Source organism: Acidovorax sp. Root217 (genome assembly GCF_001428645.1).
Taxonomy (GTDB): Bacteria; Pseudomonadota; Gammaproteobacteria; order Burkholderiales; family Burkholderiaceae_C; genus Acidovorax.
This window is the reverse complement of record NZ_LMIH01000012.1, coordinates 782,371-803,876: the sequence shown is the minus strand read 5'-3', so window position 1 is coordinate 803,876 and position 21,506 is coordinate 782,371. Positions and strand designations below refer to the sequence as shown.

The following is a 21,506-nucleotide window of genomic DNA, read 5'->3' as shown; positions in this document are numbered from 1 at the left end:
ATGGAGGAAAGTCTAGAAACCGCAGGGGCCGGCGTCCATCGCACAAATGGACTAGTTCGCACAGTTCCCTGGCGCGTTGTTGTGCGCAATACTCACGGGATGCCTGCCAGCCTGTTGCTTATTGACGACCACACCCTGTTTCGCACCGGTTTGCGCCTGATCGTGCAGGACCACCCCCTGGTGGGATCCATTGCCGAAGCGGGCTCCATTGCCGAAGCCTGTGCCCTGCCCCCTGCCCCGATGGACCTGGTGCTGCTGGACATCCAGCTGCCGGGCATGAGCGGGCTCGACGGGCTGCGCCTGCTGCGCCAGTCCTACCCCAGCGCCCGTATCGTGCTCGTCTCGGCCAGCATTGCGCCGGATGCGGTGTACGAGGCGCGCTCGCGCGGCGCCGACGGTTTCCTGCCCAAGTCGGCCAGCGGCGAGGACATCCTGGAGGCGATCAGCGTGTCCCTGTCTGGCGCGCCCTGTTTCCCCCCCAACAGCGGCAATGCCTCCACTACCCGCACGTCCGCTGCGCCCAGCCTCACCGCGCGCCAGCTTGAGGTGCTGTCGCTGCTGTGCACCGGCAAGCCCAACAAGGTCATCGCGCGCCACCTGGGCCTGAGCGAGAACACCGTGCGCGTGCATGTGGCGGCCATCTTTGCACAACTGGGCGTCAACAGCCGCAGCGCGGCGCTGCTGGCCGCGCAGCGCCTGGGCCTGTCCATGCCGCCGCTCCATGACATTGTCTGAAGCCCTGCCGCTGATCCCGCGCTGGCCCTGGACGCGCCGGCGCTGGGAGCGCGATGAAGTCCTGCGCGAGCAGGTCACGCTGCTGCGCCAGAACTTCCCCATGACCTTGCTGGCATCCCTGGCCACGGCCCTGGGCACCCTGTGGGTGATGGCACGCGTGGCCGACACCCAGGTGGTCAGCATCTGGCTGGTCTCGCACGCGCTGGTGGTCATAGGGGTGTACGTCACGCTGCGCGGCATGGCACCGCAGCGCGATCCGGTGCTGCACTCGGCGCGCAAGCTCATGGCCTGCATGGCCGCCATGGGCCTGAGCTGGGGCAGCCTGGGCTACGTGGTGCTGTACTGGGGCACGCCGGAGAGCGTGATCTACGCCATCGGCATCGTCAGCACCGTCTCCTCCGGTGCGCTGGGCCTGGGGGCGCCGCTGTACCGCGCCTACATCACCTACCTCACCTGCGCGGTCGGGGGCATCTTCGTGGCCGTGGCCATGAGCGGCGGCCCGGCCATGTGGCCCGCCCTGTTCCTGGTGCTGGTGTACTACGCCCTGACCGGCCTGCAGGCCAGCACCGGCGACACCGCCACGCGCCGCAGCATCGCCCTCAAGCTCGAAAACGAGCGGCTGGTGGCCGAATTGCGCGCAGAGTCGCACCGTGCCCTGGCCGCGCAGGCAGAGGCCGAGCGTGCCGACCGCGACAAATCGCGCTTTCTCGCCGCCGCCAGCCACGACCTGCGCCAGCCGCTGCACGCGATGGGCCTGTTCCTCGAAACCCTGCAGCGCAGCCCCATGAGCCCGCACCAGCTCACCGTGCTGGGCCACGCGCAGGCGGCTTCGGGCGCGGCGGTAGAGATGCTCACCACCTTGCTCGACTATTCGCGGCTGGAGGCCGGTGTCGTCAAGATGCGGCCCGCCGCCTTCGCCGTGCAACCCCTGCTGACCGCGCTGGAGCAGGAGTTCGGCGTGCAGGCCGACAATTGCGGGCTGGTGTACCGCACGCACGAGACCTCCACCGCAGCCCATGCCGACCGCTCGCTGGTCATGCTGGTGATGCACAACTTCATCTCCAATGCGCTGCGCTACACGGCGCGCGGCGGCGTGCTCATTGCCTGCCGCCGCCGCGGCCGGCGCATCGCGCTGGAGGTCTGGGACACCGGGGCGGGCATACCGCAAAGCCAGTGGGAAAACATCTTCCAGGAGTTCCACCAGTTGGGCAACCCCGAGCGCGACCGCCGCAAGGGCCTGGGTCTGGGCCTGGCCATCGTGAAACGCCTGGCGCGCGAGATGGGTACCTCGGTGGAGCTGAGCTCCCGCCCCGGCCGGGGCTCGGTGTTCCGGCTCTGGCTCGACGCCTGGCAGGGCGCCCTGGAGGACGAGGCCCCGCCCTCCTTCAACCACTTCGATCTCACGGGGCTGCACGTGCTGGCCATCGACGATGACGAATCGGTGCGCCTGGGCATGCAGGCCCTGCTGCAAAGCTGGGGTTGCCACTGCACCACGGCTGAATCCAGTGCCGATGCGCTCGAACACATCGAGGACAGCACGCCCGACCTGATCATCACCGACTTCCGCCTGCGCCACGAAGAGACCGGCAAGCAGGTGCTGCAGGCCCTGCGTGCCTACCTGGGGGTGTCGGTGCCGGCCATCATCATGACCGGCGACACCTCGCCCCAGCGCCTGCGCGACGCGCAGACCACCTCGGCCCTGCTGCTGCACAAGCCGGTGTCCACCGGGCAGTTGCGCGATGCCATCGTGCAACTGGTGAGCGGCACGCCGTCACCCACCGAGGCCCCGCCGACCGAAGCCGCTACAGCCAGCGGCGAAGAAGCCCCATGACCTGGTCGAAGCGCGCGCCGTAAGGCGGGTAGAACATCGAGCCCATCGCCCAGCGCGACTGCACCAGCACCGACTTCTGGTGGCAAAAGCGCAGGAAGCCCTGCTCGCCGTGGTAGGCACCCCAGCCGCTGTCGCCCACCCCGCCAAAGGGCAGGTTGTCGTGGGCGATGTGCATGAGCGTGTCATTCACCGTCACGCCACCGCTCACGGTGCGGCGCAGCACGTCGTCGCGCGCCGCCTCGCTCTGGCCGAACCAGTACAGCGCCAGCGGCCGCGGGCCGGCATTGATGTGTGCCACGGCATCGTCCAGGCGTTCGTACGAGATCACGGGCAGCACGGGCCCGAAGATCTCCTCCTGCATGATCTGCATGTCGGAGGTGACGCCAAACACCAGCGTGGGCAGCATCTGGCGGCTCGCGCCATCGCCCAGCGTGCCCACGGTGTTCACCACCGGCTTGCCCGCTGCGGGGTCGATGGGCTGCACCTCGGCCCCCTGCGTCTGCGCCTGCTGCAGCATGGTGCGCAGCCGCGCATGGTGGCGCGGCGTGATGATGGAGGCGTAGTCTGGATTGCCCTCGATGGTGGGGAACAGGCGCGCCACGGCGGCCCGGTAGGCGTTGGCAAACTCGGTCTCTCGCCCGCGCGGCACCAGCAGGTAGTCGGGCGCAATGCAGGTCTGGCCGGCATTGAGCAGCTTGCCGTGGGCGATCTTGAGCGCCGCGTCCTGCATGTCGCAGTGGCCGTCGATGATGCAGGGCGACTTGCCACCGAGTTCCAGCGTGGTGGGTGTGAGGTTCTGCGCGGCCGCGATGGCCACCTTGCGCCCTACGGGCGTGGAACCGGTGAACACCAGGTGGTCAAACGGCAACGAGGCAAACAGCGCCGCCACATTGGCATCGCCCTGCACCACGCAGAATTCGTCGGGGGCAAAGAACTGCGCCACCAGCAGCGCCAGCTGGGCCGAGGTGTGCGGCGTGAGCTCGCTGGGCTTGAGCATCACGCGGTTGCCCGCAGCCAGTGCCGTGATGGCGGGCGCAAGCGCCAATTGCACAGGGTAGTTCCAGGGAGCGATCACGCCCACCACACCGAGCGGCTGGCGCTGTATGTGCGCGGAGGCAGGCTGAAGGTAGATGGGTGTGCGCACCTTCTGCGGCTTCATCCAGCGCGCCAGGTGCTTCAAGGTATGCGACAGCAGGGTGCGCAGCACGAAGAAATCCGCCACCTCGGTGAGCCGGGGCGAACGCATGCCGAAATCGGCCTGCACCGCCGCCGCCAGCACGGGCCCATTTTCATCGAGCAGCTTGCGCATGCGCAGCAGGCGCTCGCGGCGCACGAGCAAAGGCACCTCGACCTGGGTGCGGCTGGCCTGCCGCTGGGTTTCAAAAAGGGCGTGGATGTCGGCTGGTGTCATGGAGCGCATGATAGAACGCCCGGCCCCTGCCGCCGGACCATGCCGGCGCGTCCACAGGGGCATGCCGAAGGCCGCCTCGAGCCCCTTCAGTGACCCATGGCCTCACGCTCAGCGCAGCTCGCGCGGCTCCACATCGGTCACCTCCACGGCGCTGGGCAGCACCCCGCCGCGCCGCGATGGCGCTGCCGACTCCGCGGCCCCATCGGGCGGGCGCGCAGCCCCCCATTGCGCCCTGGAGCGCATGGCAGCGCTGAATCCCGTGCGCGGGTCGACCCGCATGACCCAAGGGGTCATGGGCCGGCCCGTGAGCCGTGCCCAGGTCGCGCGCGTTGCCCACGCCAAACCCAGCACCAGCGCTGCAGCCAGCAGGCTCAGGAACACCACCAGCCCCATGGCCAGCACCAGGGCACGCACGGTAAAGCGTACCAGAGCCGAAACAAGATTGTTCAAACGACACCTTTCCTTTCAACAGGGCGGCCTCCCATGGCCGCCCTTTCCCCGATCAAGCAGGCTCGGACGCACCTCCGAACTGGAAGACCCCCGGGTCCAGCACCGGGTCCACCGTCACCGGGATCACGCTCTTGGGCGGGAAACGGCCTTCCAGCAGCAGCTTCGACAGGGGATTCTCGATGCGCTGCTGGATGGCCCTCTTGAGCGGACGGGCACCGAACACCGGATCGAACCCCACCTTGGCCAGTTCTTCGAGCGCCGGGGCCGAGATCTGCAAGTGCAAGTCCATCTTGGCCAGGCGCGCTTCGAGCAGTTGCAGCTGGATGCGTGCAATCGCCTCGATGTTCTTCGCATCCAGCGCATGGAACACCACCGTCTCATCGATCCGGTTCAGGAATTCGGGTCGGAAATGGTTCTTGAGTTCCCCCCACACCGCTTCCTTGATGTCCTCGGCGTCCTGCCCCACCATGGCCTGGATCAGGTGCGAGCCGATGTTGCTGGTCATCACGATCACGGTGTTCTTGAAGTCCACGGTGCGGCCCTGGCCATCGGTCAGGCGGCCATCGTCGAGCACCTGCAGCAGCACGTTGAACACGTCGGGGTGGGCCTTCTCCACCTCGTCGAGCAGCAGCACGCTGTAGGGCTTGCGGCGCACGGCTTCGGTCAGGTAGCCGCCCTCCTCGTAGCCCACGTAGCCCGGGGGCGCACCGATCAGGCGGGCCACCGAGTGCTTTTCCATGAACTCGCTCATGTCGATGCGGATCAGGTGGTCCTCGCTATCGAACAGAAAGCCTGCCAGCGCCTTGCACAGCTCGGTCTTGCCCACGCCCGTGGGGCCCAGGAACAGGAAGGAGCCCGTGGGGCGGTTGGGGTCGGACAGGCCCGAGCGCGAGCGGCGGATGGCGTTGGCCACGGCGGTGATGGCCTCTTCCTGGCCCACCACGCGCTCGTGCAGTTTGCCCTCCATCTGCAACAGCTTGTCCTTCTCGCCCTGCATCATCTTGGCCACCGGGATGCCCGTGGCGCGGCTCACGACCTCGGCAATCTCCTCGGCACCCACCTGCGTGCGCAACAGGCGCGGCGCGCTCGCCACGCCGTCCTTGCCGTCTTCCTTGGCCTGGGCTTCCTTGAGCTGGCGCTCCAGGTCGGGCAGTTTGCCGTATTGCAGCTCGGCCACCTTGTTGAAGTCGCCCTTGCGGGTGAACTCCTCGATCTGGAACTTGAGCTTGTCGATGGCTTCACGCACGTGCGCACTGCCCTGGGCCTGGGCCTTTTCGGCCTGCCAGATCTCGTCGTAGTCGGCGATCTCCTTTTGCAGGCGCACGATCTCTTCTTCGATCAGGCCGAAGCGCTTGACCGAGGACTCGTCCTTTTCGCGGCGCACCGCCTCGCGCTCGATCTGCAGCTGGATCAGCCGGCGGTCGAGCTTGTCCATGACCTCGGGCTTGGAGTCCATCTCGATTTTGATCTTGGAGGCCGCCTCGTCGATCAGGTCGATGGCCTTGTCGGGCAGGAAGCGGTCGGTGATGTAGCGGTGCGACAGCTCCGCTGCGGCCACGATGGCCGGGTCGGTGATGTCCACGCCATGGTGCACCTCGTACTTCTCCTGCAGGCCGCGCAGGATGGCAATGGTCGCCTCCACGGTGGGCTCGCCCACGAGGATTTTCTGGAAGCGGCGCTCCAGCGCAGCATCCTTCTCGATGTACTTGCGGTATTCGTCGAGCGTGGTGGCACCCACGCAGTGCAGCTCGCCGCGCGCCAGGGCCGGCTTGAGCATGTTGCCCGCGTCCATGGCCCCCTCGCCCTTGCCGGCGCCCACCATGGTGTGCAACTCGTCGATGAAGACAATGGTCTGGCCCTCGTCCTTGGCCAGCTCGTTGAGCACGGCCTTCAGGCGTTCCTCGAACTCACCACGGTACTTGGCACCGGCCAAGAGGGCCGCCATGTCCAGGCTGAGCACGCGCTTGCCCTTGAGCGACTCGGGCACCTCGCCGGCCACGATGCGCTGGGCCAGGCCTTCCACGATGGCGGTCTTGCCCACACCGGGCTCGCCGATGAGCACGGGGTTGTTCTTGGTGCGCCGCTGCAGCACCTGGATAGCACGGCGGATCTCGTCGTCGCGGCCGATCACGGGGTCGAGCTTGCCCATGCGGGCGCGCTCGGTGAGGTCCATGCAGTATTTGGCCAGCGCGCCGCGCTGGCCTTCGGCATCGGCGCTGTCCATCTTCTGGCCGCCGCGCACGGCTTCAATGGCCGCCTCCAGGCTCTTGCGCGTGAGGCCGTTGTCCTTGGCAATGGTGGCGGCCTCGCCCTTGCTGTCGATCAGCGCGAGCAGGAACAGCTCGCTGGCGATGAACTGGTCACCACGCTTGATGGCCTCCTTCTCGGTGGCCTGCAGCACACGGCCCAATTCGGGCCCGCCCTGCACCTGCTCCTGGCCGTGCACGGCCGGCAGGCGCTTGACGGCGCTTTCCGCAGCAGCCAGCAGGCCCTGCACATTGGCACCGGCGCGCTGCAGCAGCGCGCGCGGCCCGTCTTCCTGGCGCAGCATGGCCACGAGCATGTGCACGGGCTCGATGTAGGCGTTGTCATTGCCCAGCGCAAGGGTCTGGGCGTCGCTCAGGGCTTCCTGGAACTTGGTGGTGAACTTGTCGAGACGCATGGGTGAATGTCCTTCCGAATTGCGTCACACATGGGGACTTTCGGCACCCTTTTCAAGCATCCCGAGCCTGGCTCAGGGCCATCAAACGGCGTCAGTCCCACCTTGTGCGCCTGCTTTGGCGGCGCGGCGCACAAAATTACCAATATTTACATGTCACCGTGGGCCGGTGCAATGCCCCAGCGGGCCAGCGCCGCGTCGTCGCTCACGCGCGCATCGACCCAGCGCGCGCCCGCAGGCGTGACTTCCTTCTTCCAGAACGGCGCCTGGGTCTTGAGGTAGTCCATCAGGAACTCGCAGGCCTCGAAACTCTGGCCCCGGTGGGCGCTGGTGACCGCCACCAGCACGATCTGGTCGAGCGGCTGCAGCAGCCCCACGCGGTGGATAACGCGCACGCCAAAGAGCTCGAAGCGCCCGAAGGCGGCCTCGACCATCGCGGCAATGGACTTTTCGGTCATGCCCGGGTAGTGCTCCAGCTCCAGGGAGGCCACGTCGTCGCCATCGTTGCGGTCGCGCACCGTGCCCACGAAGGCGCACACCGCGCCCACGCGGCGGTCTTCGCGGCGCAGCGCGGCGACTTCGGCGGACAGGTCGAAGTCCGCCGTCTGGATGGAGACACTGCCTGCCGGGCGGGTAGTCATGGAGAGCGGTGCAGGCGGGGGGCGGCCAGCAGGGCGCGCTCCTCTTCCAGCACTTTTTCCAGTTGCACGAGCGCGGGGGTGCGTGGCAGCTTGGCCACCAGGGCCTGCAAACGCGTGACATCGGTCACCGTCGGGGCCACTTTCACCTGCGCGATGGCCGCAGGGTGGTTGCCGGATTGGATCAACGCCAGTACCTTCGTGGGCCATTCACTCTTGGGTTTTGCCATGGATCTGTTTTTTTCTGAAGGAAATGATTGTCTGTAGGATCCAGAGAACTGTACCCCTACCTGACATGGCCACACAAACCATCACCACCGAAAAATACAAGCTCTACCCGTCGCCGCGCAACCGCAGCAAGGATATCTTCGCGCATGAGGTGTTCGTGCCCTACCCCTATGCCCTGGTGGACCTGGACAGCATGGACCTGGCAGGCCAGTCGACGCTGTTCGCCGCCTGCCGGCTGTCGGACATGAAGATGGGCCAGGTGGTGACCTTCGAGCTGGATGCGGACCGAACGAAGTTCGAGCGGCTGTTCACGCCCGACTGACGGCCCGGCCAAGTCGCCAATAATGCGTGCGGTGCCGCCGGACCGGCCGCCCCATACACCGTCCTCGCAAGGGCATTTCACTCCAGCATGAAATTTTCAGACATCACGCAGCGCCTGCAATCGGTAGAACACGACAACAACATCGACGTCCTGCGCGCCTGCGCCATCCTCTCGGTGGCGCTGCACCACTTCTCGGTCTACGCCGGCATCCCGGTGCCGCTGTTCGGCCCCGATGGCGGCGGCATCGGCGTGCAGCTGTTCTTCCTGATATCGGGCTACCTCATCATCCAGAGCGCCGAGCGCAACAGCCTGGGCGACTATGCCAAGGCACGGTTCTTTCGCATCTTCCCGGTGTACTGGGTGGCCCTGGTGGGCATCGTGCTGGTCGAGATGGCGCTGGTCCCCGGGTTCCGGCAGCTGGTGGTCAACGACTACCCGCATTTCCTGCTCAACCTGCTCAACCTGCAGCAGCTGTCCGTGCGCAGCAGCCTGTTCTTCGACCGCGTGCACGTGGGCTGGACGCTCACGGTAGAGCTCTTCTGGTATGCCATCGTGGTGGTGCTGGCCCTGGTGGCGCACCGCGTGCGCTGGCGGCATTTCTGGCTGGGCGTGCTGGTCCTGTCCACCCTGCTGTCCATCGCCTGGATCAAGACGACCAACACCGGTGCGCTCGACTTCCTGTACCTGGCCCAGGCGCGCAACGCCGGGGTGGAGTTCACGCCCCTGCTGCAGCATGTGCTGATCAAGTCCAACATCGTGGGCTACCTGTACTTCTTCGTGATGGGCACGGTGATCTATCGGTATGAGGCGGTGCTCAGGCGCATCCCCAGCAGCATCCTGTGGCCGGTGGCGCTGCTGCTGATCTTGCTGTGGTCGCAGTGGCAGGTCGTGGTGGGGTTGGCGCCGCAGCCGCTGGCCGCCGTGGGCCTGGCCTGCGTGTTCATCCTGTTCCTCAAGCTGCCGCCCATAAAGGACATGCTGGTGCGCTACATCGGCAAGATTTCGTATTCGCTGTACCTCGTCCATGCCAAGGTGATGGTCGTGGTCTATGCCAACCTGCAATGGTCGGGCGCAGGCGCCCACCTCACCGTCGTCATTGCCACCTTGCTGCTGGCCACTGCGCTGTACTACACCGTGGAACAGCCCATGATCGACTACGGCAAGCGCTTTCGCAGCAAGGACCGCAGCAGCGTGCCGGACAGCGCCGCGGCCTGACCCTTCCATTGCCATTTCGACCTGCCTGCGCCATGCACGACGACGACAACCAGATCCACGTTCCCCCGTCCTTCATGGCCGTGTACAGCGATGCCCGCCAGCGCCTGCGCGAGCCGGCAAGCGTGGTGCGAACGCGCTACGAGCTGTGCGAAGACCTGGCCGGGCACCTGGTGGAGCATGCGCAGACGCTCTACCACGTGCAGGCGCCTTCCGAAACCGAGATCCTGCGGCGCATCCATGCCGGGCTGTGCACCGCCGAGTCCGGCGTCTCCGTGTCCGAGGCCACCTGGATCGTGACGCGCCTGGCCGAGTTGCTGGTATGGCAGTGCCCCGAACTGATCGCCCCTGTGGAGCCGGCGCCCGAGCAGGGCTGACGCGCTCCCCGCTATACTGCTCGCCATGACCACCCACTGCACCCTGGCCCTTCCTACCGCACCCGCGGTGGCAGGGCATTGCGTGGTCAAAGCCAAAAAACCAGAGCTCATCTGACCGGAGCTGTGGTTCCGTCCGGATGAGCGACGGAACCCCTGGCAGAAAGACAGCTCCCTTTTCCCTTTCCCCCTTTCTCTCCCGGTATTCCGCGCGCGCAGCCTGGCGGTTCTTCCCTTGGTCGAACCCTGAAAGGATGTTTTCGCATGTCCCCCCTGACGATTGCCACTGCGGCTGTACCTGCTGCTGCTGCCAACCACCCCACCAGCCCCGTCTTCAGCGGTCTATGGATCGCCCTGGTCACGCCGTTCAAGGACGGCGCGGTGGACTACCCTGCCCTCGCCGCCCTGACAGCCCGGCTGCGTGCCGACGGCGTCTCGGGCTTCGTCGCCTGCGGCTCCACCGGGGAGGCCGCCGCCATGGACAAGGCCGAGCAGTTGCAGGTGCTGGAAACCACGCTCGAAGCCGCCCGCGATCTGCCCGTAGTGATGGGAGTCTCGGGCTACCACCAGGGCCAGGTACTGGACCAGGTGCAGGCCCTGGCGTGCTACCCGCTGGCGGGCCTGCTGGTGTCCGCGCCGCATTACATCCGCCCGTCACAGGACGGTCTGCTGCACTGGTTCCGCGCCATCGCCGACGCCAGCACGGTGCCCGTGGTCATCTACGACATTCCGTACCGCACGGGCGCCACACTCACCCCCGAGACGCTGCTGGCACTGGCGGCACACCCACGCATCCAGGCCATCAAGGACTGCGGCGGCAGCACGGCCAAGACGCAAGCCCTGATCGCGGATGGCCGCCTCCAGGTGCTGACGGGTGAAGACGCGCAAATCTTCAATACGCTGGCGCTGGGCGGCGCGGGCGCCATCTCTGCCTGCGCGCACTGGCAGACACCGCAGTTTGTGGAACTCGTGGGCTTGCTGCGCGGGGGCGATCTACCCCAGGCCCGCCGCACATGGCAGGCCCTGCAACCCTGGATCGAGGCTTGCTTTGCCGAACCCAACCCTGCCCCGCTCAAGGCCATGCTCGCGCATGCAGGAGAGATGCGCAATGAACTGCGCGCACCCATGATGGTGGCCTCGCAAGACCTGGTGCAACGCCTGCGCGCCCTCTAGGAGCGTGCGCGGCAGACCGGTTCAGCCTCCCGTGACCGGGGGGAAGAACGCCACCTCGGCGCCCTCGTGCAGGGCGGCGGTCTCGCCGCTCATCACCTGCTCCAGCGCCATGCGCACGGCCCGGCCCCGGGCCAGGCTCGCGGCGTGGGCGCCGCCGCGCGCGATCAGCTCGTCGCGCAGTTCGCCCAGGGTCGCCGCAGCGGTGTCCACCGCTTCGCTGCCCTGGCCGATGGCCTCGCGGATGGAGGCGAAGTAGCGCACCGTGATCTTCATCCCAGCAGCTCCGCAAAGGCAATGAACTGCACCGTATCGCCCGGCGCAATGGTCTGGCCGGCAGGGTTGTCTACCACGCCATCACCCCAGGCGGCGGAGGTGAGCACGCCCGAGCTCTGGTTGGCAAACAGATCGAGGCCCCCCGCCGCGTTGTGCCGCACGCGCAGGAACTCGCGGCGCTTGTCGGCCCGGGGCCAGGCGAAATGCGCCGTGGCCGGCAGCGCGCGCGGGGCCACGGCCTGCACGCCCTGCAGGCGCAAAAGGAAGGGCCGCACCAGCAGTGCAAAGGTCAGGAAGCTCGATACCGGGTTGCCAGGCAGCCCCATGAAATGGGCGCTGCCGATCCGCCCATAGGCAAAGGGCTTGCCCGGCTTCATGGCGATCTGCCAGAGGTCCAGTGTTCCGAGCGATTCCACGGCGGGCTTGATGTGGTCCTCTTCACCCACCGACACGCCGCCGCTGGTGAGGATCAGGTCATGGGCTTCGCTCGCACGCTGCAGGGCCTCGATGGTCGCATCGCGCCGGTCGGGCACGATGCCCAGGTCCGTTACCTCGCAACCCAGGCGCAGCAGCATGGCGCGCAGGAAGAAGCGGTTGCTGTTGTAGATGGCACCCGGGCGCATCTGCTCGGGCGGCACGTCCCCCGGCATGACCAGTTCGTCGCCGGTGGAGAACAGCGCCACGCGCGGGCGGCGCCCCACCTGCAGCTGGTGCAGGCCGATGCTCGCCGCCAGGCCCAGTTCCGCCGGGGTCAGGCGCATGCCGGCAGACAGCACCACCGCGCCGCGGGTGATGTCCTCGCCAGCACGGCGTATCCACTGGCCGGCAGTCGGCACGGCATTGATCCGCACCTTACCGTCGTCCAGGGCTTCGCAGTCCTCCTGCATCAGCACCGCATCGGCGCCGTCGGGAATCGGAGCCCCCGTGAAGATGCGCGCGGCCGTGCCCGGCTGCAAAGGCGCCCCCGCACTGCCGGCGGCGATACGTTGCGACACGGGCAACACCGTGCCTGCAGTCGCCACGTCGGCGCGGCGCACGGCGTAGCCGTCCATGGAACTGTTGTCGCTCGGCGGCACCTGCAGGGACGAGACGGCGTCCTGGGCCAGCACGCGGCCGTCCGCCTCGAAGGTGGTGACCGTATCGGTGCCTGCCAGCGGGGTGGCACGCGCCAGCAGCTCGGCCAGTGCGTCGGCCAGGGACTTGAGGGGCTTGAAAGCGGTGAGAGGTCTCATTGGTGCAGGTCCCAGTCGTATTCGAAGCGCTCGGCATACTGCAGCAGCCAGTCCACCACCTGCGCAGGGTCGTTCAGGTCGAGCAGGGGCAGGCCGGTGGGCACAGGCAAATGCCCCGGCGCATCGGTGGCCACCGCCGCCACGAAGTCGTCTTCGGCGTAACGCACGGGCTTGGGGGCCTGGCCGGCCTCGGGGGCGCGCCAGACCTCGACCTTGAGCAGGTCGCTGTCCTTGAAGCCCTCCACCAGCACCCAGTCCACGCCCTGGTACAGCTCGGCGAGCAGGTGGTGCACGGTGAGTTCGGCAGGCCGCTCGAACTCGCGCACCAGCGCCAGGCGCCGGTCGGAGGCGGCCACCACCTCGAAGGCACCGGCCTCGCGGTGGCGCCAGGTGTCCTTGCCCACGTGATCGATGTCGAAACTGTGGTGTGCGTGCTTGACCACCGAGACCCGCAGGCCGCGCAGCCGCATCTCGGGAATGAGCTGCTCGACCAGCGTGGTCTTGCCGCTGCCGGAGAACCCTGCAAAACCTACAACCTTCATCCCATGCTCCTGCACAAGGCCATGGCACCCATGGACCACCCAAGCTCCGTCAAAAGAGCGAAAGGGGCGCCACCCTGGGCGCCCCGAATGGCAACCCCTGTCCGGCGCGCCGTGGCGCGGCTGGGCAGGCGGCACCTCCTCACTGGCAGTGGCGCTCGATGTAGGCCTGCACCAGGCGCACGTCGGCAGGCATCACCTGCACGCGCTTGGGCAGGTCCTCAATGCCGGCGAACTTCGCAGGTCGCTCGGGCGAATGACCCAGGGCCTCGACGATGGTCTCGGCGAACTTGATGGGCAGGGCCGTCTCCAGCACGATCATGGGCACGGCCGGGTCGCTGTGGTGTTCCAGCGCCACCTTCACGCCGTCGGCGGTGTGGGTGTCGATGGTCACGCCATGGCGCTGGAAGTTGCCCCTGATGGTGGCCAGGCGGTCGGCATGGGTGCTCTTGCCGCTCTCGAAGCCGTAGCGGGTGGCCGCCTCGGCAAAGAGCGGGTCGGCGCTCAGGTCGAATTTCCCCTCCTTGGCCAGCGCATCGCCGAACAGGGCCTTGGTGCGTGCGCCGTCGCGGCCCAGCAGGTCGAACACGAAGCGCTCGAAATTGCTGGCCTTGCTGATGTCCATCGAAGGGCTGGACGTTTCATGCGTGTCGGCGCTGCTGCGCACGCGGTACACACCGGTGCGGAAGAACTCGTCGAGCACGTCGTTCTCGTTGGTGGCCAGCACCAGCTTGGCGATCGGCAGGCCCATGGAGCGCGCCACATGGCCCGCGCAGATGTTGCCGAAGTTGCCGCTGGGCACCGTGAAGCTGACCTGCTGGTCGTTGCGCTCGGTGGCCTGCACGTAGCCGGCAAAGTAGTAGACCACCTGCGCCAGCAGGCGCGCCCAGTTGATGGAGTTGACGGTGCCGATCTTGTACTTGCGTTTGAAGGGCAGGTCGTTGCTCACGGCCTTGACGATGTCCTGGCAGTCGTCGAACACGCCTTCGATGGCGATGTTGTGGATGTTCTCGTCCTGCAGGCTGAACATCTGCGCCTGCTGGAAGGCACTCATGCGGCCGTGCGGGCTGGTCATGAAGACGCGCACGCCCTTCTTGCCGCGCATGGCGTACTCGGCCGCGCTGCCGGTGTCGCCGCTGGTGGCGCCCAGGATGTTGAGCTCCTCGCCGCGGCGGTTGAGCTCGTACTCGAACAGGTTGCCCAAGAGCTGCATGGCCATGTCCTTGAAGGCCAGCGTGGGGCCGTTGGACAGGGCTTCGAGCCACAGGCTGTTTTCCAGGTGGCGCAGGGGCACGATCTCGCCGGTGCCGAAGACCTCGGCCGTGTACGTCTTCTCGCACAGCGCCTTCAGGTCGGCGGCCGGGATGTCGTCGATGTACAGCGACAGGATCTGGAAGGCCAGCTCGGCGTAGCCCTGCTCGTGGTAGGCCTTGCGCAGGCGCGTGAGCATGGCGTCGTCGACCTGCGGGTAGTGCTCGGGCAGGTACAGGCCGCCATCGGGGGCCAGGCCTTCGAGCAGGATGTCGCAGAACTGCTTGCGGTCTGCATGGCCGCGGGTGCTGAGGTATTTCATGGTGGTGTCCCGTCTGCGTTCACAACGCAGGTGCCGGCTGCGTCAGTTGAGTTCTTCCTTGCGGATGCGCGTGATCGGGGCCAGCACGGTGGGCAGGGCCTGCATCTGGGCCAGCACGGTGTCCATGGTGCCTTCGCGCGTGTCGTGCGTGAGGATGATGAGGTCGGTCTGGGTGGAGCCTTCTCCACCCACTTCGTCGGCTTCGCGCTGCAGCATGGCATCGATGCTGATGCCGGCCTCGGCCAGCAGGCCGGTGACCTTGGCCAGCACGCCGGCCTGGTCGGCCACGCGCAGGCGCAGGTAGTAGCTGGTGACCACTTCGCTCATGGGCAGCAGCGGCAGCGTGCCCATGGCATCGGTCAGCGTGTTGGCCTGGAAGGCCAGGTGCGGCACGCGGTGCTCGGGGTCGGCCGTGTGCAGGCGGGCGATGTCCACCAGGTCGGCAATCACGGCGCTGGCGGTGGGCTCGCTGCCCGCGCCCTTGCCGTAGTACAGCGTGGTGCCCACGGCATCGCCCTGCACCACCACGGCGTTCATGGCGCCTTCGACGTTGGCGATCAGGCGCTTGGAGGGCACCAGGCTCGGGTGCACGCGCAGCTCGATCCCCTTGTCCGCGCGCTTGGTGATACCCAGCAGCTTGATGCGGTAGCCCAGTTGCTCGGCGTACTTGATGTCGGCCGCGCCGAGCTTGGTGATGCCTTCGACGTAGGCCTTGTCGAACTGCACCGGGATGCCGAAGGCGATGGCGCTCATCAGCGTGACCTTGTGCGCGGCGTCCACGCCTTCGATGTCGAACGTGGGGTCGGCCTCGGCATAGCCCAGGCGCTGCGCTTCCTTGAGCACCACGTCGAAATCGAGGCCCTTGCTGCGCATCTCGGACAGGATGAAGTTGGTGGTGCCGTTGATGATGCCGGCGATCCACTGGATGCGGTTGGCCGTGAGGCCTTCGCGCAGCGCCTTGATGATGGGGATGCCACCGGCCACGGCGGCCTCGAAGGCCACCATCACGCCCTTGGCCGAGGCGGCCGCGAAGATCTCGGTGCCGTGCACGGCCAGGAGCGCCTTGTTGGCGGTGACCACATGCTTGCCGGCGGCGATGGCTTCGAGCACCAGCGCACGTGCGATGCCGTAGCCGCCGATGAGCTCGATGACGATGTCGATGTCGGGGTTGGCGATGATGGCGCGGGCGTCGTTGACGACCTGGATGTCAGCACCCACTGCGGCCCGGGCACGCTCCACGTCAAGATCGGCCACCATGGTGATCTCGATACCGCGGCCCGCGCGGCGGCGGATTTCTTCCTGGTTGCGCTGCAGCACGTTGAACACGCCGCTGCCGACGGTGCCGATGCCCAGCAGGCCTACTTGGATGGGTTTCATGGTCATAAAAATCAGGGTTTCCTGGAAACGGGGTTGGTGGGCAGAACCACCTTGGAAGTTCGGGCGGGCAATTGCCAGGCGCCGCCAGCAAAGCCGCGGCACAGGCTGTCGCCCGATTCGCCGGTGAGCACGAAGCCGCGGCCGTCGAAATGCCATTCCTGCATGGACCAGCAGTCGCCGATGCCGCGTCCCTTCATGGAGGAGCGGATCGACCCGTCTGCCGCATCGAATTCGCCTTCGGCGTCGAGAAGTTGCGGCTGGTAGGGCGGTCGGTCGTTGGCCAGCCAGTGCAGTCCACCGAAATTGTAGGCGCCCATGGCACAGGGGATGGACAGCAGTACCTTGCGCTCCGTGAGGCGATGCACCTGCAGGTCGGCGGGTTGGGGGGCATCGCCGTTGCAGCGCTCGCTAACGTCCTTGCGGTCGATGGCGGCGAGCAGTGGCTTGGCCAGCGCGGCATCGGCCTTGCGCTCGGGCAGCGGCCGCATGGCGTTGAGCACCGGCGCAGGCACCGGGCCCAGCACCGATGCCTCGGCCTTGTTGCCGCGCCGCACCAGGGCGCCCGGCGTGCCGACGCGGCCCTGGGCCTCGTCCATCTTCAGCAGCACGGCGCTGGCACCGGCGAGCGACAGCACCCACCGGTCCTTGCCGGCGGTGACGGTGGCTTCCTCGTTCTTCAGCAGTTCCTGCAGCAACGCCGCCACCTGGCTTGCAGGAACGCGGGGGATCTCTCCCGCAAGGCCGGACAGCGAGAGCTTGCCCACCTGGAGGTTCAGCGACGGCGGCGTGGCCTTCTCGGTCGAGACCTGCAGGTCCACCAGCACCGGGGCGTCAGGCCCGGCCTCGCGGGTCAGGCGGATGGACACCGGCTCCGAGTCACCGGCCTCGGCCTGGTAGCCCACGGCCCGGCAGGCTCGGGTGTTGTCGCACTGCAGGCCCCAGTCCTTGTGCGTGAAGCCCACCGGCTCCTTGTCGGCCGCCTGTGCTGCCGGCAACACCAGTGCCAGCGCGCACGCAAGGGGTGCCAGGTCACGGTGGGCAGGGCAGACACGCATGGGGAAGGATCTCCGGTCAACAGCCCGAGCGCCTCAGGCGGCGGTCTGCTGGCGCTTGCGGTATTGCTCCAGGAAGCGGGCCACGCGGCCGATGGCATCGCGCAGGTCCTCCTCGTGGGGCAGGAACACGATGCGGAAGTGGTCGGGCGCGGCCCAGTTGAAGCCCGTGCCCTGCACCAGCATGACCTTGGTTTCCTGCAGCAGCTCCAGGAAGAACTGCTGGTCGTCCTGGATGGGGTAGATGGCCGGGTCCAGGCGCGGGAACATGTACAGCGCGGCGCGCGGCTTGACGCAGGTGACGCCAGGAATGGCGGTGATCAGCTCGTAGGCCAGGTCGCGCTGCTTGCGCAGGCGCCCGCCATCGCCAACCAGCTCGTTGATGCTCTGGTGGCCGCCCAGCGCGGTCTGGATGGCCCACTGCCCTGGCACGTTGGCGCACAGGCGCATGTTGGAGAGCATGTTCAGGCCCTCGATGTAGTCGCGCGCCGGCTTCTTGTCGCCCGAGACCACCAGCCAGCCCGCACGGTAGCCACAGGAGCGGTAGCTCTTGGACAGCGAGTTGAAGGTGAGCGTGAGCACGTCCTCGCTGAGCGAGCCGATGGCGGTGTGCGTGGCGCCGTCGTAGAGCACCTTGTCGTAGACCTCGTCGGCAAAGATCACCAGGCCGTGCTCGCGAGCGATGGCCACGATGCCGCGCAGCAACTCGTCCGAGTACAGCGCGCCCGTGGGGTTGTTCGGGTTGATGACCACGATGCCCTTGGTGCGCGGCGTGATCTTGGCGCGGATGTCGGCCAGGTCGGGCATCCAGCCATTGGCCTCTTCGCACAGGTAGTGCACGGGCGTGCCGCCCGAGAGGCTGGCCGCCGCCGTCCACAGCGGGTAGTCGGGCGAGGGAAGCAGCAGCTCGTCGCCGTTGTCCAGCAGGGCGTTGGTGGCCATCACGATCAGCTCGCTGGCGCCGTTGCCCAGGTAGATGTCGTCGAGGGCCACGCCCTTGATGCCCTGCTTTTGCGTCTCGTGCATCACGGCCTTGCGGGCCGCGAAGATGCCCTTGCTGTCCGAATAACCGGCCGAGTTGGGCAGGTTGCGGATCATGTCCTGCTGGATCTCTTCGGGCGCATCGAAGCCGAACACCGCGAGGTTGCCGATGTTGAGCTTGATGATCTTGTGGCCGTCTTCCTCCATCTGCTTGGCCGCGTCCATGATCGGGCCCCGGATGTCGTAGCAGACGTTGGCAAGCTTGGCGGATTTCTGGACGGTTTTCATGCGCAGGAAGGTGCAGTGGACAAAGTGCGGTTCGCACCAGGGTCGGCCAAAGCGGCCAGTGGTTGGGCGAAACCTATAATTTGACCACAGATCACCTGCGAGTCGGGCCCCGGGGCCCGCGCCGCGCGCACCCACCGAACACCATGAAATTCCAGCCGGACAAAGCCAATGCACAAACCGTCACGGGGTATGGCCCGGGGTGGATCGGGGTGGATGGCGAAAAGATCACCCACAGCGTGATCGTCGGCTCGGACGGCTTGCGCCAGGCATGGCCATGCACGCGCTTCGAGGACCTCACGGCCGAGCATTTCGCACAATTGGCGAAGCTCGAGACCGAGCTCATCATCTTCGGCAGTGGCCAGCGCAACCGGTTTGTGCCGCCTGCATGGCTGCAGCCGCTGATGGCGCGCCGCCTGGGCCTGGAGACCATGGACACGGCCGCCGCCTGCCGCACCTACAACATCCTGGCGGGCGAGGGGCGCAACGTGGTCGCCGCGCTGCTGCTTGAATCGGCGCCCTGAAATGCCCTACGTCGGGTGCGCGAAGACACCCAAGGTACTGAACAGGTTCCGGCCTGTGTACTTTGGTTACAGAATGCGATTCGCGAAAGAGTCCGTTTCAGGGTAAAATCTCCGGTTGCGGTCAGGGGCCTTCCAAAAGCAATAACACTCCCACTCCCCTGGCTTATCAACGACTACATCCTGAGAGATTGAAGTGATATGGCGATCGTTGTCAACAAACCCCTCCCTGAATTTGAAGCCAACGCGACTGGTGGACTGAAGGTCTCCAACACCTCCCACCTTGGCCAAGTTCTGGTTCTGTACTTCTATCCCAAGGACAACACCCCGGGCTGTACGACGGAGGCCATGCAGTTCCGCGACAAGTACAAGGACTTCGTGAAGGCCGGCGCCGCCGTGTTCGGCGTGTCGCGCGACAACATGAAGTCGCACGACGACTTCAAGGAAAAGCTGGAACTGCCGTTCGAGCTGATCGCCGACACCGAAGAGAAGATGTGCCACATGTTCGGCGTGGTCAAGAACAAGATCATGTACGGCAAGAAGGTCAAGGGCATTGAGCGCAGCACCTTCCTGGTCGGGCCCGATGGCCTGCTGGTCCAGGAATGGCGCGGCCTGAAGGTGCCCGGCCACGTGGACGAAGTCCTCAAGGCCGTCAAGGGCATCAAGACCCTGAAGAAGGCCGCCTGATCGCCGGCCACCCATGGCCCTCCCTGCACTGCGGGGAACCGCCTCGGGGAATAGGCATAATGGTTCAATGCCCCTGGAAACTGGAACGCTTCCCTCCCCCATAAAAGCCGCCTCGGCCTCCAGGCGGCTTTTTGTTTTCTGAATACCCTACTGCCCGAGGCCCTGCACACCATGCCCCTTCCTCCCGCTCCCGCACGACGCGCGGCCCTGCTCTCGCCCGAAGCCTATGACGTGACGGCCCAGCCCGGCCGCACCCCACAACCTGCCGCCTCCGAAGCCGTCGAATCCGCCGCCGCCCCGCGCGCGCCCGCCCGCAAGACCGCCGCCCGCGCAGCGCTGCAGGCTGTGCCCACCACGGCACAGGCGACCGAACCACAACGGACCGCAGGCCGCAGCCGCAGCGAGCCGGTTGCAGCCCCCGCACCGGCGCCCACCCCTGCCACCGCGCGCAGCACCCCGCCTGGTCGCAAGACCGCACGCACTGCCGCCACTCCCACGGCCGCCGCAGCGCCAGCCAGCCGCACCAGCGGCAGCACCAAGCGCGCGCGCCCCAGTGGCCCGTCCAAGCTGTTCGTGCTGGACACCAACGTGCTGCTGCACGACCCGACCAGCCTGTTCCGCTTCGAAGAGCACGACATCTTCCTGCCGATGATCGTGCTGGAAGAGCTCGACGGCCACAAGAAGGGCATGACCGAAGTGGCCCGCAACGGCCGCCAGACCAGCCGCACCCTGGACGCCCTGGCCGGCGTGCACGGCGCCGACATCGCCCACGGCCTGAAGCTCGACTCCACGGGCCAGCGCGCCGCCGGCGGCCACCTGTTCTTCCAGACTGCACCGCTGGACTACAGCCTGCCCACCAGCCTGCCCCAGGGCAAGGCGGACAACCAGATCCTGGGGGTGGTGGAGGCCCTGCGCAAGCTGCACGCGCCGCGCGAGGTGGTGCTGGTGTCCAAGGACATCAACATGCGCGTCAAGGCGCGCGCCCTGGGCCTGAACGCCGAGGACTACCAGAACGACAAGACCCTGGAAGACGGCGACCTGCTGTACTCCGGCGTACTGGCCCTGCCGCCGGACTTCTGGGTCAAGAGCGGCAAGAACGTGGAAAGCTGGCAGAGCGGGGTGCACACCTACTACCGCATCGGCGGCCCCATCGTGCCGCAGCTGATGATCAACCAGTTCGCGTACTTCGAGGCCCCCGGCGAGCCCAGCCTGTTCGCGCGCGTGAGCGAGATCCGCGAAAAGACGGCGGTGCTGCAGACCCTCAAGGACTATGGCTCAGCCAAGCATGCGGTGTGGGGCGTGACCACGCGCAACCGCGAGCAGAACTACGCCATGAACCTGCTCATGGACCCCGAGATCGACTTCGTGACCCTGACCGGCACGGCCGGCACCGGCAAGACCCTGCTGGCCCTGGCCGCAGGCCTGACCCAGGTGCTGGACGACCGGCGCTACACCGAGATCATCATGACCCGTGCCACGGTGAGCGTGGGCGAGGACATCGGCTTTCTGCCCGGCACCGAAGAAGAGAAGATGGGGCCCTGGATGGGCGCGCTCGACGACAACCTCGAATTCCTGGCCAAGGGCGATGGCGGCAATGCCGGCGAATGGGGGCGCGCCGCCACGAATGAGCTGATCAGGAGCCGCATCAAGATCAAGAGCATGAACTTCATGCGCGGGCGCACCTTCCTGAACAAGTACGTGATCATCGACGAAGCGCAGAACCTGACGCCCAAGCAGATGAAGACGCTGATCACCCGTGCCGGCCCCGGCACCAAGATCATCTGCATGGGCAACCTGGCGCAGATCGATACGCCCTACCTGACCGAAGGCTCCTCGGGCCTGACCTATGCGGTGGACCGCTTCAAGGGCTGGCCGCACAGCGGTCACATCACCCTGGCGCGGGGTGAGCGCTCACGCCTGGCGGACTTTGCCAGCGAAGTGCTCTAGAAATAG

Annotated in this window: 21 protein-coding genes; 9 read left to right on the top strand and 12 right to left on the bottom strand. The window is 66.8% G+C overall.

Annotated features, from left to right (window positions below; translation table 11 throughout):
- Positions 1-99 precede the first annotated feature (99 nt).
- The gene (locus ASE31_RS13740) at positions 100-735 is read left to right on the top strand and encodes a response regulator transcription factor (RefSeq protein WP_057202164.1); all 636 of its coding nucleotides are present in this window, start codon (positions 100-102) and stop codon (positions 733-735) included.
- Positions 722-2,566 carry a hybrid sensor histidine kinase/response regulator gene (locus ASE31_RS13735; RefSeq protein WP_057202163.1) on the top strand — a complete coding sequence of 615 codons (1,845 nt, stop codon included), beginning with the start codon at positions 722-724 and terminating at the stop codon, positions 2,564-2,566. The genes ASE31_RS13740 and ASE31_RS13735 overlap by 14 nt, the downstream gene beginning before the upstream one ends.
- On the opposite strand, the gene ASE31_RS13730 is transcribed toward ASE31_RS13735, so the two are convergent.
- The 5 genes from ASE31_RS13730 to ASE31_RS13710 form a co-directional block, all read right to left on the bottom strand.
- Positions 2,538-3,977, bottom strand: a complete 1,440-nt coding sequence (locus tag ASE31_RS13730; RefSeq protein WP_057202162.1) for a coniferyl aldehyde dehydrogenase — start codon at positions 3,975-3,977, stop codon at positions 2,538-2,540. The genes ASE31_RS13735 and ASE31_RS13730 overlap by 29 nt on opposite strands.
- A 108-nt stretch (positions 3,978-4,085) precedes the next feature.
- Positions 4,086-4,427: a hypothetical protein gene (locus ASE31_RS13725; protein ID WP_057202161.1), complete on the bottom strand. Its 342-nt coding sequence runs from the start codon at positions 4,425-4,427 to the stop codon at positions 4,086-4,088.
- 52 nt (positions 4,428-4,479) lie between these two features.
- Complete coding sequence (gene clpB, locus ASE31_RS13720; RefSeq protein WP_057202160.1) at positions 4,480-7,089, bottom strand: ATP-dependent chaperone ClpB; 2,610 nt, start codon at positions 7,087-7,089, stop codon at positions 4,480-4,482.
- Positions 7,090-7,235: 146 nt separating this feature from the next.
- Positions 7,236-7,727: a molybdenum cofactor biosynthesis protein MoaE gene (locus ASE31_RS13715; protein WP_057202159.1), complete on the bottom strand. Its 492-nt coding sequence runs from the start codon at positions 7,725-7,727 to the stop codon at positions 7,236-7,238.
- Positions 7,724-7,954, bottom strand: coding sequence for a hypothetical protein (locus ASE31_RS13710; protein WP_007849068.1), 231 nt, complete (start codon positions 7,952-7,954; stop codon positions 7,724-7,726). The genes ASE31_RS13715 and ASE31_RS13710 overlap by 4 nt, the downstream gene beginning before the upstream one ends.
- Positions 7,955-8,019: 65 nt before the next feature.
- Here ASE31_RS13710 and ASE31_RS13705 point away from each other — a divergent pair, with 65 nt between their 5' ends.
- The 4 genes from ASE31_RS13705 to dapA all read left to right on the top strand — a co-directional run bounded on the left by ASE31_RS13705 (position 8,020) and on the right by dapA (position 11,033).
- The gene (locus tag ASE31_RS13705) at positions 8,020-8,274 is read left to right on the top strand and encodes a hypothetical protein (protein ID WP_057202158.1); all 255 of its coding nucleotides are present in this window, start codon (positions 8,020-8,022) and stop codon (positions 8,272-8,274) included.
- A gap of 87 nt (positions 8,275-8,361) precedes the next feature.
- Positions 8,362-9,489, top strand: a complete 1,128-nt coding sequence (locus ASE31_RS13700) for an acyltransferase (RefSeq protein WP_057202157.1) — start codon at positions 8,362-8,364, stop codon at positions 9,487-9,489.
- Positions 9,490-9,521: 32 nt separating this feature from the next.
- Positions 9,522-9,863, top strand: coding sequence for a hypothetical protein (locus ASE31_RS13695; RefSeq protein WP_057202156.1), 342 nt, complete (start codon positions 9,522-9,524; stop codon positions 9,861-9,863).
- A 261-nt stretch (positions 9,864-10,124) separates the two neighbouring features.
- The gene (gene dapA / locus ASE31_RS13690) at positions 10,125-11,033 is read left to right on the top strand and encodes a 4-hydroxy-tetrahydrodipicolinate synthase (RefSeq protein WP_057202155.1); all 909 of its coding nucleotides are present in this window, start codon (positions 10,125-10,127) and stop codon (positions 11,031-11,033) included.
- 21 nt (positions 11,034-11,054) lie between these two features.
- On the opposite strand, the gene ASE31_RS13685 is transcribed toward dapA, so the two are convergent.
- From ASE31_RS13685 to ASE31_RS13655, 7 genes are all read right to left on the bottom strand, one after another.
- On the bottom strand, positions 11,055-11,306 hold the full coding sequence (locus ASE31_RS13685) for a MoaD/ThiS family protein (RefSeq protein WP_057202154.1): 252 nt from the start codon (positions 11,304-11,306) through the stop codon (positions 11,055-11,057).
- The gene (glp, locus tag ASE31_RS13680) at positions 11,303-12,538 is read right to left on the bottom strand and encodes a gephyrin-like molybdotransferase Glp (protein ID WP_057202153.1); all 1,236 of its coding nucleotides are present in this window, start codon (positions 12,536-12,538) and stop codon (positions 11,303-11,305) included. The genes ASE31_RS13685 and glp overlap by 4 nt, the downstream gene beginning before the upstream one ends.
- Positions 12,535-13,080, bottom strand: coding sequence for a molybdopterin-guanine dinucleotide biosynthesis protein B (gene mobB / locus ASE31_RS13675; RefSeq protein ID WP_057202152.1), 546 nt, complete (start codon positions 13,078-13,080; stop codon positions 12,535-12,537). The genes glp and mobB overlap by 4 nt, the downstream gene beginning before the upstream one ends.
- Before the next feature lie 139 nt (positions 13,081-13,219).
- Positions 13,220-14,650 carry a threonine synthase gene (gene thrC / locus ASE31_RS13670; protein ID WP_057202151.1) on the bottom strand — a complete coding sequence of 477 codons (1,431 nt, stop codon included), beginning with the start codon at positions 14,648-14,650 and terminating at the stop codon, positions 13,220-13,222.
- A 42-nt stretch (positions 14,651-14,692) separates the two neighbouring features.
- Positions 14,693-16,027, bottom strand: a complete 1,335-nt coding sequence (locus ASE31_RS13665) for a homoserine dehydrogenase (protein ID WP_057202562.1) — start codon at positions 16,025-16,027, stop codon at positions 14,693-14,695.
- An 11-nt stretch (positions 16,028-16,038) separates the two neighbouring features.
- Positions 16,039-17,082 (bottom strand): DUF1176 domain-containing protein, encoded by a 1,044-nt coding sequence (locus ASE31_RS13660; RefSeq protein ID WP_057202150.1) that lies wholly within the window; start codon positions 17,080-17,082, stop codon positions 16,039-16,041.
- Positions 17,083-17,115: 33 nt separating this feature from the next.
- Positions 17,116-18,348 (bottom strand): pyridoxal phosphate-dependent aminotransferase, encoded by a 1,233-nt coding sequence (locus ASE31_RS13655; protein WP_057202149.1) that lies wholly within the window; start codon positions 18,346-18,348, stop codon positions 17,116-17,118.
- 143 nt (positions 18,349-18,491) lie between these two features.
- Between ASE31_RS13655 and ASE31_RS13650 the strand changes: the two genes are divergently transcribed.
- From ASE31_RS13650 to ASE31_RS13640, 3 genes are all read left to right on the top strand, one after another.
- Positions 18,492-18,869, top strand: a complete 378-nt coding sequence (locus tag ASE31_RS13650) for an Mth938-like domain-containing protein (protein WP_057202148.1) — start codon at positions 18,492-18,494, stop codon at positions 18,867-18,869.
- Between the two features lie 198 nt (positions 18,870-19,067).
- A complete protein-coding gene (locus ASE31_RS13645; RefSeq protein WP_057202147.1) occupies positions 19,068-19,553 on the top strand; it encodes a peroxiredoxin in 486 nt (161 codons plus the stop codon).
- Positions 19,554-19,724: 171 nt separating this feature from the next.
- Positions 19,725-21,500 (top strand): PhoH family protein, encoded by a 1,776-nt coding sequence (locus ASE31_RS13640; RefSeq protein WP_057202146.1) that lies wholly within the window; start codon positions 19,725-19,727, stop codon positions 21,498-21,500.
- Positions 21,501-21,506: the final 6 nt, after the last annotated feature.